This is a genomic window from Burkholderia oklahomensis C6786, assembly GCF_000959365.1.
GTDB classification, from domain to species: Bacteria; Pseudomonadota; Gammaproteobacteria; order Burkholderiales; family Burkholderiaceae; genus Burkholderia; species Burkholderia oklahomensis.
Genome location: NZ_CP009555.1, coordinates 676,398 through 693,109 on the forward strand (window position 1 = coordinate 676,398; position 16,712 = coordinate 693,109).

The window sequence follows — 16,712 nt, forward strand, 5'->3', positions numbered from 1 at the left end:
AACGCGCGACACTCGCCCTCGTCGACCAGCCTCAATCGTGAAACGACAGAACGTGCGGCCGCCTGCGCGTCATTCGTCCCAATGCACGAGCCGCCATGCGCCGATGCCCTCATCGCGCCGCAACCACACGACGCCGCCCATCGCGACCGGCCGCGCGAGCATCGTTTCGAGCGATGCGTCGAGCGCCTGCGCCGCCAGCGCGCGCATCACGCCCGCATGCGTGACGACCCAGCTCGCGCGCTCCGAGGCAGCGAACGCCGCAAGCGCGGGCCGCACGCGCGCGACGAACTGCGCGGCGCTCTCCCCGCCGTGCTCGCGCGCATGCATCAGATCGGCGCTCCATCGATCGAGCGCGTCGCGGCCGATCTCATCCCAGCGTTTCATCTCCCACGCGCCGAAATCGATCTCGCTCAAGCGCGGATCGATCTCGACCGGCGCGCGCGCGTCGTCGGCCAGCACGCGCGCGAGCTCGGCGCAGCGCGCGAGCGGGCTCGACCATACGCGCGACGCGCGCACGGCGCCGAGCGCGCGCAGCCGCCGCGCAATGCCGGCCGCGCCCGCCGCCGCGTCGGCCGCGAGCGGCACGTCGCTGCTGCCGTAGCAGACGCCCGCTTCGACGGCGACGGCCGGATGGCGAATCAGGACGAGATCCATCCGAGCATCGCCAGATAGATCGCGAGTTCGAATACCTGCTGCGCGAAGCCGAGACAATCGCCGGTGTAGCCGCCGATGCGCCTGTCGAGATAGCGCGCGATGCCCACGCGCAGCGCAAGCGTCACCGCGAGCGCGAGCGCGCCCGCGCGCCAGTCCGGCCAGAACAGCCACGGCAGGCCGAACGCGGCCGCGAACATCAACGCGCCCGCGCTCATTCGATGGGCGACCGGCTGCGCCTTGCCTTCGGCGCGCGCGTAGTCGAGCGTGACGAGCAGGCTCGCGGCAAGCGCGCGGCTCGCCGCATGTGCGGCGATCATCGTCCAGGCGGCGCGCATCGGCGGCATCGCGGCGAGCGTCTGCCACTTCAGCGCAAGCGCGACGACGAGCGCCGCCGCGCCGAACGTGCCGATCCGCGAATCGCGCATGATCCGCAGCACGTCGTCGCGCGCGTAGCCGCCGCCGAATGCGTCGCAGCTGTCGGCGAGGCCGTCCTCGTGCAGCGCGCCCGTCGCGACGAGCGTCGCCGCGATCGACAGCAGCGCCGCGACGCCCGTCGGCCACACGCGCGACGCGGCGAGATGCACCGCCGCCGCGAGCGCGCCGACGCACACGCCGACGAGCGGAAAATAGCGCGCCGCGTGCGCGAGATCGACGGCCGCGCCGCTGATCGCGCGCGGCACCGGCACGCGCGTGAAGTACCCGAGCGCGACGACGAAGTAGCGCAGTTCGGCGAGCGGATTCATCGCGCGTCACGCATCCCGGTTCGCGACGCCCGCCGACTCGAAGCTCGCCATTTCGTTGACGAACGCGGCCGCCGCACGCACGAGCGGCAGCGCGAGCGCGGCGCCCGTGCCTTCGCCGAGCCGCAGGTCGAGCGCGAGGAGCGGCTCGCCGCCGAAATGCTCGAGCATGCGCCGATGCCCCGCTTCGTTCGACACGTGCGAGAACACGCAGTATTCGCGCACCGCGGGCGCGAGCGCATCGGCGACGACGAGCGCCGACGTCGCGATGAAGCCGTCGACGAGAATCGTCATCCGTGCGCGCGCCGCTTCGATGAACGCGCCCGCCATCATCGCGATCTCGAAGCCGCCGAACGTCGCGAGCACGTCGAGCGGCTCGATCGCATCGGCGTGGCGCGCGAGCGCGCGTTCGAGCACCGCGCGCTTGTGCGCGAGGCCCGCGTCGTCGAGGCCCGTGCCGCGCCCGACGCATGCGTCGAGCGGCGCGTTCAGCAGGCGGCTCATCACGCACGCGGCCGCCGACGTGTTCGCGATCCCCATCTCGCCGAAGCCGATCACGTTGGTGCCGAGCGCCGCGTGATGCCGCACGCGCGCGGCGCCCGCGGCGAGCGCGGCGAGCGCTTCGTCGCGCGACATCGCGCGCTCGTGCGCGAAGTTGCGCGTGCCGCGCGCGATCGCCGCGCCGACGAGCAGCGGCGACTCGGGCAACGGCGACGCGACGCCCGCATCGACGATCTCGAGCGTCAGGCCCGCGACGCCGGAAAACGCGTTGATCGCCGCGCCGCCCGCGACGAAGTTCGCGGCCATCTGCACGGTCACCGCCTGCGGATACGGGCTCACGCCTTCGGCGGCGATCCCGTGGTCGCCCGCGAACACGATCATCGCGGGACGCACGACGCTCGGCGCGGTCGTGCGCTGGATCAGGCCGAGCTGCAGCGCGAGCGCTTCGAGGCGGCCGAGACTGCCGGGCGGCTTCGTCTTGTGATCGATGACGTGCGCGAGCGTCGCGCGCAGTTCGGCATCGTCGAGCGGGTCGATGTGCGGCAGAGAGAAGGTGGAGGTCATCGGTTCGTCTCGTGAATGGAAAAGGTCGCGCGATGCGCGTCGATCAGGTGATGCGGTGGCGGCCGCCGCGCGCGTCGGGCCACGCGGGCACGAGCGCCTCGTGGCCGTCGCGCTCGATCAGCACGAGCGGATAGCCGAACGCGCGGCTCGCGAGCTCGGGCGTCAGCACGTCGCGCACCGGGCCCGCGTGCGCCGCGCCGTCGCCGTCGAGCAGCAGCGCGTGCGTCGCGAAGCGGCGCGCGAGATTCAGGTCGTGGCACGAGAAGATCGCCGTGCGCTCGCCCGCGCGCAGCCAATCCGCGAGCGCGGCGAGACAGTCGATCTGATGATGCAGGTCCAGGTGCGCGAGCGGCTCGTCGAGCAGCAGCAGCGGCGCGTCCTGGCACAGCGCGGCGGCAAGCGCGACGCGCTGCCGCTCGCCGCCCGACAGCGACAGCACGTCGCGCGCGGCGAACGATTCGAGTCCGAGCCGCTCGAGCGCCGCGTGCGCGGCCGCGCGATCGTCGGGACGCTCCCAGCCCCAGCCGGTCAGATGCGGGAAGCGGCCGAGCAGCACGGTGTCGAACACGCTCGCGCTGAACGCGTCGTGCAGCGTCTGCGCCATCAGCGCGCGCCGCCGCGCGAGCGCTTCGGGCCGCCAGTCGGCGAGCGGCGCGCCGTCCGCTTCGACGTGTCCGGCCGCGGGCTTCGCGAGCCCCGCGAGCGTCGTGATCAGCGTCGTCTTGCCCGCGCCGTTCGGCCCGGCGATGCACCACAGCTCGCCCGGATAGAACGTGTGCGTGAAATCGTCGAGCAGCGTGCGCCCGCCCGCCTTCAGCACGAGACGCAGCGTGCCGTAGCGGGCGGAGCGCGGCGTCGGCGCGCCGTGCGTCGTCATCGCGAAGCCCTCCGCAGCAGCATCCACAGAAAGAGCGGCACGCCGATCAGCGCGGTCATCACGCCGACCGGCAATTGCGCGGGCGCGATCGCCGTGCGCGCGAGCAAGTCCGCGGCCATCACCCCGGCGCCGCCCGCGAGCATCGTCGCGGGCAAGAGCATCCGCTGATCGTTGCCGAACGCGAGCCGCAGCGCATGCGGCACGACGAGGCCGACGAAGCCGATCGTGCCCGCCGTCGTGACGGCCGCGGCCGCCGCGAGCGACGCGATCAGATAGACGCGCAGCCGCAGCCGCGCGACCGGCACGCCGAGCGCGGCCGCCGCCGCGTCGCCGCGCAGCAGCACGTTCAATTGCGGCGCGACCGGCAATGCGGCGAGCGCGGCGGCGACGAGCGCCGCCAGCGCGAACCACGGCGACGCCGCGCCGCTCAAGTCGCCCGACAGCCAGAACAGGATGCCGCGCAGCCGCTCCTCGGGCGCGATCGACAGCATCAGCGTGATGAGCGCGAACCACCCCGCCGAGATCACGACGCCCGTGAGCAGCAGCCGCGGCGACGCGTCGCGCGGCTCGCCGCGCCACAGCTCGCGGCGCGCGAGCCCGAGCACGAACGCGATCGCCACGAGCGCGCCGGCGAACGAGGCCGCATCGACGATCCACCACGCGCCGCCCGCGATCATCGCGACGAGCGCGAACGCGGCTGCGCCGCCCGACACGCCGAGCACGTACGGCTCGGCGAGCGGATTGCGCAGCAGCACCTGCAAGAGCGCGCCCGCGAGCGCGAGGAGCGCGCCGCAGCCGAAGCCGGCGAGCGCGCGCGGCAGCCGCAGCGTGCGAACGATGTCGGCCGCGAGCGGATCGGCGCTCGCGCGATGGACGAGCGCCGCGAGCGCATCGAGCGGCGTCATCGGCACGCTGCCGAGCGTGAGCGACGCGACGAACGCCGCGCATGCGACGAGCGCGAGCGCAACCCAGATCGCGGCTGCGCGCGCCGCGTGCATGCCTGCGCCGCGCGCGTCGGCCCTCATGCCGCCTCCCGCGCGCGAAGGCACGAGCGCCGCGAACGGCACGGACTGCGCCGACGCCGCGACCGGCCGTCAGCGCTGCCGCCAGCCGAGCGTGACATAGGCGCCGCGGCGCGGCGTGTTGTACGCATATGCAAGCTCGTAGTCCTTGTCGAACAGGTTGTCGATGCGCGCGCTCACGTACCACGACTTCGTGATGTCGTAGCGCGCGGACAGATTGACGATCCCGTATCCGCCGAGGCGGCTGCCGTAATCGTCGCGCGATCCGCTCACGAACCATTCGCCGCCGACGCGCCAGCCGCCGAACGAGCGATTCGCCGAGATCGACGCGAAGCGCCGCGCGCGCCGGTTCAGATCCCGGCCGGCGGTTTCGTCGATCGGGTTCTGCAGCGTCGCCGCGACCCGCACGTCGGTCTTGCCGACATGCCCCTGCCACGAACCCTCGACGCCCTGCACTTTCGCGCGGCCGACGTTCTGCGCGACATAGTAGGGCCCGCTCGCGGCGGGACGATAGTCGATCAGGTTCGCGTAGCGCGTCTGGAACGCGGTGACGCGCACGACGCCCACCGCATCCGACGCATACTGCACGGCCGCCTCGATCGAATGGCTGCGCTCGGGCCGGATCGACGGATTGCCTGCGTTCGGATAGTACAGATCGTTGAAGCTCGGCGCGCGAAACGCGCTGGAATAGCTCGCGGACACCTTCCAGCGCTCGGTGACGTCGAGCCCGTAGCCGAGATAGTAGCTGTTCGCGCCGCCGAAATCGGAGTACTGGTCGCGGCGCACGTTCGCCTGGAGCTGGCTGTCGCCGATGCGTCCGGTATAGCCGAGCCAGCCGGAATTCACGTGGCGCCCGGGCGCGGCGAACACGTTCGATTCGAACGACTGGTCGAGCCGCTCGTAGCCCGCCTGGATCCTGTGGCCGCGCGCGACCGTGAAATCGTTCTGCCAAGTGTATTGGCGGTTGTCGGTGTCGAAGTGGTCGGTGTACGCGCCGTTCAGCGCCGACTGGCTGCGGTCCTTGCCGCTCGACACGTTCACGCGCGTCGTCCACCAGTCGGCGAGCTTGCCGTTCGCGAACGCGGACACCTGCTGGACCCGGCTGTACAGATCGTTCAGATCGGTCGGCGAGCCGTACGCATTGTCGAAGCTGTTCTTGCCGTTCGCCTGGAAGTACGTGACCCCCGCATTCCACTTGTCGCCAAACTCGTGCCTGAGCGACGCGGACGCGCTCTCGTTCAGATAGCCGTTCGCGTCCGGATTCGCCTGCGGCTTGAGCGCGGGATCGAGCGACGAGAATCCGTCGGTCTTCAAGCGCGCGAGCGACACGCTGAACGTCGTCTTGCCGTCCTGGTCGAGCCGGCCCGACACGCCCGCGCTCTGCGTCTGCGTGTGATAGCTGCCGTAGCTCGCCGAGAAATCGAAGCGCGGCGGATGATCGCCGCCGCGCTTCGTGAACACCTGCACGACGCCGCCGATGGCACCGGACCCATACAGCGACGACACGTTGCCGTTCACCACTTCGACGCGCTCGATCTGGTCGAGCGGCAGCTGGCTGATCTGCGACTGCCCGAGGCTCGCCGAATCGACACGCACGCCGTCGATCAGCACGAGCGATTGCGTCGGCTGCGCGCCGCGCAGAAAGAGGCTTGCGCTTGCGCCCGGCCCGCCGTTGCGCACGATCTGCGCGCCGGGCGCGAGCGCGAGCAGGCCGGGCAGATCGATCGCGCCGCTGTCGGCGATGTCCTGCGCGTCGAAGAGCGTCGTTTGCGGAATCGCGTCGGCGAGCGTCTGCGGCCCGCGCTGCGCGGTGACGACGATCGGCGCGAGCTGCGCGGCGGAAGCCGACGCTGTAGACGCTGTAGACGCCGAATACGCAAAAGACACGGAAGCCGCGGACGACACAGGCAAGACGGAAGAAGCGGACGAAGAAGACGAAGCGGGCGCGTCGCCTTGCGCGAGCGCGACGCACGGCAGCCCGGACAGAGCGGCGAGCGCTGCGCGGGCGAGGGGGGTTCGCATGAAGGCATCCTGTTGAGCCACTACGGCGCCCGCTTCCCCGCAGGCCCCGCATCACGGAGGCGGGCGCGCCCGTCTCCCCGCCTTGGCCGGTATCCGGGCTGACGACGTCACCGCCTCGCCTTCCCGCGCGATGCGCAGTGGCGCAGCGTCGGCGGCCGGCCGAAGAGGCCGGGCCGACGCATCGAGAGTGCGGCTTGCATCGGAACCGATGCGATCGCTTACCGTTGCGGGGGCAGCGCAGGTTGGCTCGGTCCTGGCGGACGTCGCGCCCTGCTTCCCGTTTAACCGCGCGCGAAGCGCGCGAGCACCGAGGCGGCGCCAGTTTAGGAGCGCGCGCGCGGCAGCGTCAAGGAACCGCGACGACGCAGCGCACGAAAATCGTCGCGCATGCCGATAAACAGATCGGCATCAACGAACGACGAAGACGATTTCGCGGCGAGAAGCGGGGGTGTTACGTCTAGAAACGTTACAGATATCGGAATCTCGGTTATTCCGCGCTAAAATGTCCGGTCTTTAGAGGACGCAGCAGATGCTCAACGAACTCGAAACCCTATCTCAAAACATCGGCCGCCTGATCGCGCTGAATCAACGCCATCAAGCGGAACGGCTCGCGCTCGAGGAGCAGGTCGCGCAATTGCGCACGGAAGTGGAAACGCTGCGCGCGGAACTCGAGCAACTACGCGACGAGCGCAACGCGCTCGCGGCGGAACGCGACACGCTGTCGGCGAAGATCGACGACGCGCAGGTGAAGCTCAACGCGATCCTCGAAAAATTGCCGCGCACGAAAAGCGTGCCGGATGCAGAAAACCAGCTCGACCTGCTCGCGCCGCAGGCGAGCGCTGAAGGCGAAGGCACGACGGGCCACGGAGAACATGCATGAGCGCCAAGCAGATCGAAGTGTCGATTCTCGGGCAGGTGTATCGTCTCGCCTGCTCGCCCGAAACCGAAGCGGCGCTCCTCGAAGCGGTCGCACGCGTCGACGCGGAAATGTCGAAGATCCGTGCGAACAGCTCGGTGCGCGGCACCGATCGCATCGCCGTGATGGCCGCGCTGTCGCTCGCGTCGGAGTTGCTGAGATTGCAACAGAGCGTGCGTCACGGAGAAGCGTTCCCTGCGGAAGAAATCCGGCGTACAATGCGCCAAATGAATGAACAACTCGGTGCAGTGCTCGCACAGCACGAGGTGCAGTAAGCAAGTTTCACCAGGTTCGGCCAACGCTTGATCTATCGTGCTCAAGCTGCTGAATCCAAAGGTGATTCGAACAGTTAAGTCAGCTTCCCTGCCTGGTTCGCCAAGGTCATATATTCCTTGAACCAATGCCATGTGCACGGTTGCGGAAATTTGTAGCACGGGCGCGCGCGTCACTCTGTCTGATGTACCCGAAGTGCTGCTAACTGCGACCAATTCTGAACCTCAGGTTCAGGATGCCGGCCTAGCGGCCAAGGCGGGGGCCTATTCGACGGCATCGGGCGAGTCCCGATGCCGTTTTCTTTTGTGCAGCCTTTTCATTGCGTCGAGTCATTCCGATCCATGCGCTACTGGCTGATGAAATCCGAACCGGACGAGGCGAGCATCGACGACCTCGCCGCCGCCTCCGACCACACCCTGCCATGGACCGGCGTGCGCAACTATCAGGCGCGCAACTTCATGCGCGACACGATGCAGATCGGCGACGGCGTGCTGTTCTACCATTCGAGCTGTCCCGAGCCCGGCATCGCGGGGCTCGCGGAGGTGTGCTCGACGCCCTACCCCGATCCGACGCAGTTCGATCCACAAAGTCCATACCACGATCCGAAGTCGACGCAGGAAACGCCGCGCTGGGTGCTCGTCGACGTGCGCTTCGTCAGGAAGACGCCGCTCGTTCCGCTCGCCGCATTGCGCGAGCACGATGCGCTCGCCGACATGCGCGTGCTCGCGAAGGGCAACCGGCTGTCGATCACGCCCGTCACGCCGGACGAATGGCGCTTCATCACGACGCGCCTGATGAAGTGACGCGGCGGCCACGTCAAACATTGTCAGACACGGCGCGCGAAGCCGCGCCGGCCGGAACCTCGGCCCGCTTTCGACGGCCTAATGGGCGCTCGACGGATGCAGTGCCGCATCCGCCGGGCGTGTCGAAAGAAGCGCGGCGTCCGTCCGCGCCCCGCACGCCGCATGTTGCGTGCGGGCTTACGCTCAAGGAGTCAACAATGACGAGAAAATCCGCTCTAGCCGTTGCCGTCACGCTCGCGGCGGCGCTGCCGATCGCACTGGCGCTCGCGCCGTCCGCCGCACGCGCGCAAAGCATGGGCCAGATGCAGCCGCCCGCGGGCGTGCTGTCGCTGTCCGCGCAGGCAAGCACCGACGTCCCGCAGGACGTCGTCGACATCACGCTGTTCTACGAACAGCAGGCGAAAGACCCGGGCACCCTGACCGCCGAGCTGAACAAGCGCGCGGACGCGGCGCTCGCGCAGGCGCGCGGCGTCACGGGCGTCACGGCCCGCACGGGCGAATTCTCGGTGTCGCCGAGCGTCGACCGCGACGGCAAGATCTCCGCATGGCGCGGCCGCACCGAGGTCGTGCTCGAATCGCACGACTTCGCGGCCGCGTCGAAGCTCGCAGGCCAACTGAATCCGATGATGCAAGTGGGCAACGTCGCGTTCTCGCTGTCGCCCGAAGCGCAGCGCGCGGCCGAGCAGAAACTCACGACGGAAGCGATCAAGGCGTTCCGTGCACGCGCCGAGGAAGCGACGCGCGCGTTCGGCTACAACAGCTATTCGATCCGCGACGTGAACGTCGGCAGCGGCCGCAACGTGCAGCCGTATCCGCGGATGTTCGCGATGGCCGCGCCCGCGATGGACAGCGCGAAGGTTAGCGCGCCGATCGCCGTCGAAGGCGGCAAGACGACCGTGACCGTCAACGTGAACGGCTCGGTGCAGATGAAGTGACGGCGGCGGCGCGGCTTCGCGCCGTATGCGGTCAAAAGAACGCCGGCTCGTCGCCGGCGTTTTTTATTGCGCATTGCGCATGTCGCGGCTTGCGATGCTTGCGGCAGGCGGCGCGCGATGCCTTGCGCTTGCGATCATGTGCCGCACATCGCGTGCGCGTGCGATCACGCACCGCGTGTCCGGGCGTCATGCGCCGTGCGTCGCGATCGGCATACGCACGACGCGCCCGGCCGCGCGCGCCCGGCGATCGCGCAACCGCGGCCGCCGGACGCGGCACTCAGGCCGGCTTAGCTGCGCCGCCGCGCCGATACGCCCAGATCATCATCAGCACGCCCGCGATGATCATCGGCAGCGACAGCCACTGCCCCATCGACAGACCGAACGTCAGCAGGCCGAGAAAATCGTCCGGCTCGCGTGCGAATTCGACCGTGAAGCGCGCGAGACCATAGCCGATCAGGAAGAGCGCCGAGATCGCGCCCATCGGCCGCGGCTTGCGCGAGAACAACCACAGCACGAAGAAGAGCGCGATGCCTTCGAGCGCGATTTCGTAGAGCTGCGACGGATGGCGCGGCAGCATCTGGTGTGACAGGAACACCTCGTTCAGATTCCACTTCGCCGCGAGATCCTGGTGCGTGGCGAGCCACGCGGCGTCGTCGCGCGACGCGCCCGGGAACAGCATCGCCCACGGCGCGTCAGGGCTCGTCACGCGGCCCCACAGCTCGCCGTTGATGAAGTTGCCGAGACGCCCGGCCGCGAGCCCCGTCGGCACCATCGGCGCGACGAAGTCCGTCACTTCGAGCCAGTGCCGCTTGCGCTGCCATGCGAACAGCACCATCGCCAACGTGACGCCGAGGAAGCCGCCGTGGAACGACATCCCGCCTTCCCACACCCTGAAGATGTCGAGCGGATGCGTGAAGTAATAGCCGGCCTTGTAGAACAGCACGTAGCCGAGCCGGCCGCCCAGCACGACGCCGAGCACGCCGTAGAACATCATGTCGTCGATGTCCTTCGCGGTCCAGCCCTGCGCGGCGACGTGCGGCAGCTTGAGACGCACCCGGCCGACGACGATCGCGAGGATGAAGCCGATGAGATACATGAGCCCGTACCAGCGCACGGCGAGCGGGCCGAGGTGAATCGCGACGGGATCGAAATTCGGATGAATGATCATGAGTTAGCGTTGAAGGTTCTGAATCGATGCGGCTCGCGCGGCGACGACAACGACGACGCGCATGCCGCGACCGCGGTTCGACGGGCGCGCCGCGCGAACGTTCACGGCCGCGTCGCGCGCGCGCCCCGCCGGTCGACCGCGCCGGGCGGCGAAGCACGCTGCGCGTCGCCGCGCACGACGTCGATGAAGCCCGCGAGCACGGGGCTCACGTCGTCCGTGCGCCACACGAGACCGGTCTCGACGACGGGCGCCGCGCCGGCGAGCGCGCGGTAGACGACACCCGTGCGCCGCAGGTTACGCAGCGATTGCGGCACGAGTGCGACGCCCATGCCCGCGGACACGAGGCTGACGATCGTCTGCATCTGGATCGCCTCCTGGCCGATGCGCGGTGCGACGCCCGCCGCGCCGTAGCAGCCCGTAATGATGTCATAAAAGCCGGGCGCCAAACGACGCGGGAAGACGACGAGCGGCAGCGACGCGATATCGGCGATCCGCACCGGCGCGTCGTCCGCCGCCTCGGCGGCGTCGGCCGGCATCGCGACGACGAGCGGCTCGCGCAGCACGGGCAGGTACGACAGCGAAGCCGCGTGCCGCGGCGGCACGGGCGGAATCACGAGCCCGGCGTCGATGCGTCCCGCGACGAGTTCCTCGATCTGCACGTCGCTCGTCGCCTCCGTCAGTTGCAGCCGCACATGCGGATAGCGCGCGCCGAACTCGCGCAGCAACTGCGGCAAGAGCCCGTAGTCGGCCGTCGACACGAACGCGAGCGCGAGCGATCCCGCCTCGCCACGCGCGAGGCTCTGCGCGAGCGGCGGCAGCGCGTCGGCGGCGGCGATCAGCCGCCGCACGTCGGGCAGCAGCGCCGCGCCGACCGCGGTCAGCTCGACCGAGCGCTTCGTGCGCGCGAACAGCGCGACGCCGAGCGCATCCTCGAGCGCGCGGATCGCCTGCGACAGCGGCGGCTGCGTCATCGACAGGCGCTCGGCGGCGCGGCCGAAGTGCCGCTCGTCGGCGACGGCCACGAAATAGCGCCATTGGCGCAGATCGGGGGTCAAATCATGCTCCTCACCTGTTTCGACATGCAGATTAATATGTATAACGACCTAATAGACGATGAATAATATATTGGACATTCTCTAAGAGAAACTGCATTCTTGGCCACCTGAGCCGGACTGCGCCGATGCAGCGCGCCGCGCCGCCCCACAGTCAACCCAGTCGATGGATGGAGTCCCCATGTCGTACAACCGCCGCTCGAAGAACATCACGCAAGGCGTGGCCCGTTCGCCGAACCGCTCGATGTATTACGCGCTCGGCTATCAGAAGGACGATTTCGACAAGCCGATGATCGGCGTCGCGAACGGCCACTCGACGATCACGCCGTGCAACGCGGGCCTGCAGCGCCTGTCGGACGCCGCGGTCGCGGCCGTGAAGGCGGCCGACGCGAACCCGCAGATCTTCGGCACGCCGACGATCTCGGACGGCATGTCGATGGGCACCGAAGGGATGAAGTACTCGCTCGTGTCGCGCGAAGTGATCGCCGACTGCATCGAGACCTGCGTGCAGGGCCAGTGGATGGACGGCGTCGTCGTCGTGGGCGGCTGCGACAAGAACATGCCGGGCGGCATGATCGCGCTCGCGCGCATCAACGTGCCGGGCATCTACGTGTACGGCGGCACGATCCGCCCGGGCCACTGGAAGGGCAAGGACCTGACGATCGTGTCGTCGTTCGAGGCGGTCGGCGAGTTCACCGCGGGGCGCATGTCGCAGGAAGATTTCGAAGGGGTCGAAAAGAACGCGTGCCCGACGACGGGCTCGTGCGGCGGGATGTACACCGCGAACACGATGAGCTCGTCGTTCGAAGCGCTCGGCATGTCGCTGCTGTATTCGTCGACGATGGCGAATCCCGATCAGGAAAAGGTCGACTCGGCCGCCGAATCGGCGCGCGTGCTCGTCGAAGCGGTGAAGAAAGACCTGAAGCCGCGCGACATCATCACGAAGAAGTCGATCGAGAACGCGGTGTCGGTGATCATGGCGACGGGCGGCTCGACGAACGCGGTGCTGCACTATCTCGCGATCGCGCACGCGGCCGAGATCGACTGGTCGATCGAAGACTTCGAGCGCATCCGCAAGCGCGTGCCGGTGATCTGCGATCTGAAGCCGTCGGGCCAGTACGTCGCGACCGATCTGCACGCGGCGGGCGGCATTCCGCAAGTGATGAAGATCCTGCTCGACGCGGGCCTGCTGCACGGCGATTGCGTGACGATCACGGGCCGCACGATGGCCGAAGAGCTGAAGGACGTGCCGAGCGTGCCGCGCGCCGACCAGAAGGTGATCTATCCGATCGCCGACGCGCTGTACAAGGAAGGCCACCTCGCGATCCTGAAGGGCAATCTCGCCGAAGACGGCGCCGTCGCGAAGATCACCGGCCTGAAGAACCCGGTCATCACGGGGCCGGCCCGCGTGTTCGACGACGAGCAGAGCGCGCTGCAGGCGATCCTCGACGACAAGATCCGCGCGGGCGACGTCGTCGTGCTGCGCTACCTCGGCCCGCAGGGCGGCCCGGGGATGCCGGAAATGCTCGCGCCGACGTCGGCGATCATCGGCAAGGGGCTCGGCGAATCGGTGGGCCTCATCACCGACGGTCGCTTCTCGGGCGGTACGTGGGGGATGGTGGTCGGCCACGTCGCGCCGGAAGCGTTCGTCGGCGGCACGATCGCGCTCGTTCAGGAAGGCGACTCGATCACGATCGACGCGCACAAGCTGCTGCTGCAGCTGAACGTCGACGACGCCGAGCTGGCGCGCCGACGCGCCGCGTGGAAGCAGCCGGCGCCGCGTTACACGCGCGGCGTGCTCGCGAAGTATGCGGCGCTCGCCCGCCCGGCGAACAAGGGCGCGGTGACGGGCTGACGCGCGTACGCGCGCCGGACCGGTGTCCGGCGCGTGCGCTCTGCGCGCGATGCGCGTCGCATCGCGAGACCGCGGCGGCGCGACGGCGCGGCGGCGACGCGACAAAAAGCAACAAGACGACGAAGGGGGCGCGACGTACTCGCGCCCCCTTTCCTCTTATAATGCGCGCACCGCCAAGCCGGACGCTGTTCCGGCGGAGACCAGCATGAACAGAACGACCTTGCGCCTGATGGCAATCGCGCTCGTTGCTGCGGCCGCAAATGCGCATGCGCAGCAGGCCGATGGGCTCACGCTCGCGCAACGCAAGAACTGCATGGCATGCCATGCGATCGACAAGACTTTGATGGGACCATCGTTTCACGCGATCGCCGACAAATATGCTGCGCGCGGCGATGCCGCCGGCTATCTCGCGCAGACGATCGTCAAGGGGAGCGTCGGCGTGTGGGGCAGCGTGCCGATGCCCGCGAACACGCAACTGACGAGCGCCGAAGCCGGCACGCTCGCGCACTGGATCCTGTCGCTCAAGTAAGCCGGATCGGGAGGCGCCGCCGATGGCGCCCGTGACAGGGTTGCGCGCGCAACGCTCCGGTTGCGCGCCTCAAGCCGCGCCCCGCCGTGCGACGCGCGGCGGAAAAGCCGGGCCCCCGCCCTCGGCCCCCTTCGTCCTTCAAGCGATGTCGCCCGACCGTGGCTCGTTGCGGCGGGCGAGCGCCGCGCCGACTTCCTCCGTCACCCAACCGGCGACCTCGGTTTCGAGCGCAAGCGCGACTTCGCGCGTGATCTGGCTGACGAGCCAGCCCGCATGATCCTGCAGCGCATCGCGGCAACGCGCCTCGATGAGGCCGCGTCCTTCCCCCGTCAGATAGTGGGTCAGGCGGCTCTTCAGGCGCGCGGCGATCTGCCGCGCTTCGAGATCCGCGACGACCGACGGCGCGGCCTGCACCGCATCGGGCGTCGACGACGGCAGCGCAGCGGGCGGCGCAAGATCCGGCGCAGGATGCGCGGCGGGCAGCTCGTCCGCGTACGTCGCGGGTGCGGCATACGCGGTCGGCAGCTCGGGCGCGAACGGCTCCGGCGTCGACACGAACGGCGGCTCGGCATGCATCGGCATGCTCGCCGCATCCGACGACTGCAACGGTGCGACGGGCGCCGCGCCGCCCGCCTCCGCACTCGCGGCACCGGCCGACGCGCCCGGCTGCGCGTGCTCGGCGACGGGCTGCCGCGCGAGCGCCGGATTGCCGGGCACGAGCACGTCGGTCAGCACGGGAATCGACGATGCGTTGGCTTCGACCACGTTTTGTCCTCCGTCTGCTCGGGCTAGCCGCCCTGCTTGTGGTTGTTGAGCGCGTAGCCGCGGTCGCGGTAGAACCGATACCGGTCGCGCCCGGCCGCGAGCTCGTCGGGCGCGTTGCCGACCACTTCGAGCAGGCGATCGAAGCGCGCGAACTGCGTCGGCACGTCCGCGCCCAGGTTCAGCAGGATCTGATGATGCGGCGCGCGCTCGAGATCCGCGGTCAGCACGATCGGCGTATTCGCCGAGTGTGCGTTGTCGATCGCGCAATGCGGAATGAAATCGAGCGGCGAGAACGTCCACAGACGCTCGTCGAGCGCGCGCAGCCGCGCGGGCTCCGCGCACACGACGACGGGCTGACCCGCCTGATACGCCTTGCGCAGCAGCCGGCACGCGTACGCGAGCGAATCGCCGACGTTCGTATGGAAATCGATCCGCGTCATCGCTCGCCGCGCCCTGCCGTGCCGATCGTCGAACCCTGCGCCATCACGCGCCGGCGCGGTCGATCAGAAACTGCGCGAGGAGCGGCACGGGGCGGCCCGTCGCACCCTTCGCCGCGCCGCTCTTCCACGCGGTGCCGGCGATGTCGAGGTGCGCCCACGGATAGCCTTCCGCGAAGCGCGACAGGAAGCACGCGGCCGTCACGCTGCCGGCCGGCCGGCCGCCGATGTTCGCGAGATCCGCGAAGTTCGACTTCAGCTGATCCTGATACTCGTCGTCGAGCGGCAGGCGCCACGCCGGATCGCCCGCCTCGCGCGACGCGTCGAGCAGCTCGCCCGCGAGCGCGTCGTCCTTCGAGAAGAGACCGGTGTTGTGATGGCCGAGCGCGATGATGCACGCGCCCGTCAGCGTCGCGACGTCGATCACCGCGGCGGGCTTGAAGCGCTCCGCGTACGTGAGCGCGTCGCACAGGATGAGGCGACCTTCCGCATCGGTATTGAGCACCTCGATCGTCAGACCCTTCATGCTCGTGACGATGTCGCCCGGCTTGTTCGCGTTGCCGGCCGGCATGTTCTCGCAGGTCGGCACGATCGCGACGACGTTGATCTTCAGGCCCATTTCGGCGACCGCGCGGATCGTGCCGAGCACCGAGCCCGCGCCGCACATGTCGTACTTCATCTCGTCCATGCCCTCGCCCGGCTTCAGCGAAATGCCGCCCGAGTCGAACGTGATGCCCTTGCCGACGAGCACGACGGGCGCCGCCTTCGCGGCCGCGCCCTGATACTGCAGCACGATGAATTGCGGCGGCTCGATCGAGCCCTTCGCGACCGACAGGAACGAGCCCATCTTGAGCGCCTGGATCTGCTTCATGCCCAGCACGTCGACCTTCAGGCCCCAGTCCTTCGCGAGCTTCTTCGCGGTGGTCGCGAGGTAGGCCGGCGTGCAGACGTTGCCCGGCAGGTTGCCGAGGTCGCGCGTCAGGTCCATCCCGTTCGAGAGCGCGACCGCCTGCTTCGCGGCGACCTTCGCCGCCTTGTCGTCGGCCGGATCGACGCTGAACACGATGCGCTTGAGCGCCTGCGCGCTCGCGTCCGGCTTGCTCTTCATCTGCGAGAACTTGTACGTTTCATTGCGCAGCGCGAGAATCGCCGCGCGCACGCCCCAGTCGGACGCGCGCTCGGGCACGGGCAGCTGCGCGAGCGTAAACGTGACCTGGACCACCTTCGTGCCGAGCAGCGCGCGCCACGCGGCCTTGACGGCGTCGCTGTAGGCTTTCTGGCTGAAAGCATCCTGCTTGCCCAGGCCGACGAGCAGCACGCGCGACGCGCCGATGCCCGAAACCTCGTGCAAAAACAGAGTTTTGCCGAGCTTGCCGTCCATGTCGCCCGCCTTGATGACGCGCGAGACGAGGCCCTTCGTCGCTTCGTCGATGTCGAGCGCCGCGCCGGACAAGGTTTGCGCCTCGAACACGCCGAGTACGATGCAGTCGGATTTCCCCGTCAGGAAGCCGTTCGCCGTGCCTTTGCTCCAATCACAGCCTTTTATGCTAAAGTCCATCGCGCTTGTCCTCGGATAAAATCTGGGCTAAGGATGAAAGC

The 16,712-nt window shown here is 69.1% G+C and carries 17 protein-coding genes, 1 other RNA gene and 1 riboswitch; of the genes, 7 read left to right on the forward strand and 11 right to left on the reverse strand.

The window, feature by feature from the left end; genetic code table 11:
* Positions 1-69: 69 nt before the first annotated feature.
* The 6 genes from cobC to BG90_RS03015 all read right to left on the reverse strand — a co-directional run bounded on the left by cobC (position 70) and on the right by BG90_RS03015 (position 6,380).
* Positions 70-654 carry an alpha-ribazole phosphatase gene (cobC, locus tag BG90_RS02990; protein WP_045568047.1) on the reverse strand — a complete coding sequence of 195 codons (585 nt, stop codon included), beginning with the start codon at positions 652-654 and terminating at the stop codon, positions 70-72.
* The gene (locus BG90_RS02995) at positions 639-1,397 is read right to left on the reverse strand and encodes an adenosylcobinamide-GDP ribazoletransferase (protein WP_010114336.1); all 759 of its coding nucleotides are present in this window, start codon (positions 1,395-1,397) and stop codon (positions 639-641) included. The genes cobC and BG90_RS02995 overlap by 16 nt, the downstream gene beginning before the upstream one ends.
* Positions 1,398-1,403: 6 nt before the next feature.
* Complete coding sequence (gene cobT, locus BG90_RS03000) at positions 1,404-2,459, reverse strand: nicotinate-nucleotide--dimethylbenzimidazole phosphoribosyltransferase (protein WP_010114335.1); 1,056 nt, start codon at positions 2,457-2,459, stop codon at positions 1,404-1,406.
* Positions 2,460-2,502: 43 nt separating this feature from the next.
* Entirely contained in the window at positions 2,503-3,336 is an 834-nt protein-coding gene (locus tag BG90_RS03005; RefSeq protein WP_010114334.1) for an ABC transporter ATP-binding protein, read from the reverse strand.
* Positions 3,333-4,334 carry a FecCD family ABC transporter permease gene (locus tag BG90_RS03010; RefSeq protein WP_025989708.1) on the reverse strand — a complete coding sequence of 334 codons (1,002 nt, stop codon included), beginning with the start codon at positions 4,332-4,334 and terminating at the stop codon, positions 3,333-3,335. The genes BG90_RS03005 and BG90_RS03010 overlap by 4 nt, the downstream gene beginning before the upstream one ends.
* A gap of 96 nt (positions 4,335-4,430) precedes the next feature.
* On the reverse strand, positions 4,431-6,380 hold the full coding sequence (locus tag BG90_RS03015) for a TonB-dependent receptor domain-containing protein (RefSeq protein WP_025989707.1): 1,950 nt from the start codon (positions 6,378-6,380) through the stop codon (positions 4,431-4,433).
* A 67-nt stretch (positions 6,381-6,447) separates the two neighbouring features.
* Positions 6,448-6,707: riboswitch (cobalamin riboswitch) on the reverse strand.
* A gap of 202 nt (positions 6,708-6,909) precedes the next feature.
* Here BG90_RS03015 and BG90_RS03020 point away from each other — a divergent pair.
* From BG90_RS03020 to BG90_RS03035, 5 genes are all read left to right on the forward strand, one after another.
* Complete coding sequence (locus BG90_RS03020; protein WP_010114331.1) at positions 6,910-7,260, forward strand: ATPase; 351 nt, start codon at positions 6,910-6,912, stop codon at positions 7,258-7,260.
* The gene (locus BG90_RS03025; RefSeq protein ID WP_010102171.1) at positions 7,257-7,571 is read left to right on the forward strand and encodes a cell division protein ZapA; all 315 of its coding nucleotides are present in this window, start codon (positions 7,257-7,259) and stop codon (positions 7,569-7,571) included. The genes BG90_RS03020 and BG90_RS03025 overlap by 4 nt, the downstream gene beginning before the upstream one ends.
* An 82-nt stretch (positions 7,572-7,653) precedes the next feature.
* Positions 7,654-7,835, forward strand: a non-coding RNA gene (gene ssrS / locus BG90_RS31690) — 6S RNA.
* Between the two features lie 75 nt (positions 7,836-7,910).
* Positions 7,911-8,372, forward strand: a complete 462-nt coding sequence (locus BG90_RS03030) for an EVE domain-containing protein (RefSeq protein WP_010114330.1) — start codon at positions 7,911-7,913, stop codon at positions 8,370-8,372.
* Positions 8,373-8,569: 197 nt separating this feature from the next.
* Positions 8,570-9,307, forward strand: a complete 738-nt coding sequence (locus tag BG90_RS03035) for an SIMPL domain-containing protein (RefSeq protein ID WP_010102168.1) — start codon at positions 8,570-8,572, stop codon at positions 9,305-9,307.
* Between the two features lie 277 nt (positions 9,308-9,584).
* Here BG90_RS03035 and lgt read toward each other — a convergent pair whose 3' ends face one another.
* Both lgt and BG90_RS03050 read right to left on the reverse strand, forming a co-directional pair.
* On the reverse strand, positions 9,585-10,475 hold the full coding sequence (lgt, locus tag BG90_RS03045) for a prolipoprotein diacylglyceryl transferase (RefSeq protein ID WP_010102165.1): 891 nt from the start codon (positions 10,473-10,475) through the stop codon (positions 9,585-9,587).
* A 101-nt stretch (positions 10,476-10,576) separates the two neighbouring features.
* Entirely contained in the window at positions 10,577-11,530 is a 954-nt protein-coding gene (locus BG90_RS03050) for a LysR family transcriptional regulator (RefSeq protein WP_045568048.1), read from the reverse strand.
* A 178-nt stretch (positions 11,531-11,708) separates the two neighbouring features.
* Here BG90_RS03050 and ilvD point away from each other — a divergent pair, with 178 nt between their 5' ends.
* Complete coding sequence (ilvD, locus tag BG90_RS03055; protein ID WP_010114325.1) at positions 11,709-13,382, forward strand: dihydroxy-acid dehydratase; 1,674 nt, start codon at positions 11,709-11,711, stop codon at positions 13,380-13,382.
* A gap of 205 nt (positions 13,383-13,587) precedes the next feature.
* Positions 13,588-13,911, forward strand: a complete 324-nt coding sequence (locus tag BG90_RS03060; RefSeq protein ID WP_025989706.1) for a c-type cytochrome — start codon at positions 13,588-13,590, stop codon at positions 13,909-13,911.
* 138 nt (positions 13,912-14,049) lie between these two features.
* Here BG90_RS03060 and BG90_RS03065 read toward each other — a convergent pair whose 3' ends face one another.
* Genes BG90_RS03065 through BG90_RS03075 form a run of 3 tightly spaced genes read right to left on the reverse strand, consistent with a single transcriptional unit; the run spans position 14,050 to position 16,671 of the window.
* A complete protein-coding gene (locus BG90_RS03065) occupies positions 14,050-14,676 on the reverse strand; it encodes a DUF2486 family protein (protein ID WP_010114323.1) in 627 nt (208 codons plus the stop codon).
* A gap of 23 nt (positions 14,677-14,699) precedes the next feature.
* The gene (locus tag BG90_RS03070; RefSeq protein ID WP_010114322.1) at positions 14,700-15,116 is read right to left on the reverse strand and encodes a DNA polymerase III subunit chi; all 417 of its coding nucleotides are present in this window, start codon (positions 15,114-15,116) and stop codon (positions 14,700-14,702) included.
* Between the two features lie 43 nt (positions 15,117-15,159).
* Positions 15,160-16,671, reverse strand: coding sequence for a leucyl aminopeptidase (locus tag BG90_RS03075; RefSeq protein ID WP_010102155.1), 1,512 nt, complete (start codon positions 16,669-16,671; stop codon positions 15,160-15,162).
* Positions 16,672-16,712 lie beyond the last annotated feature (41 nt).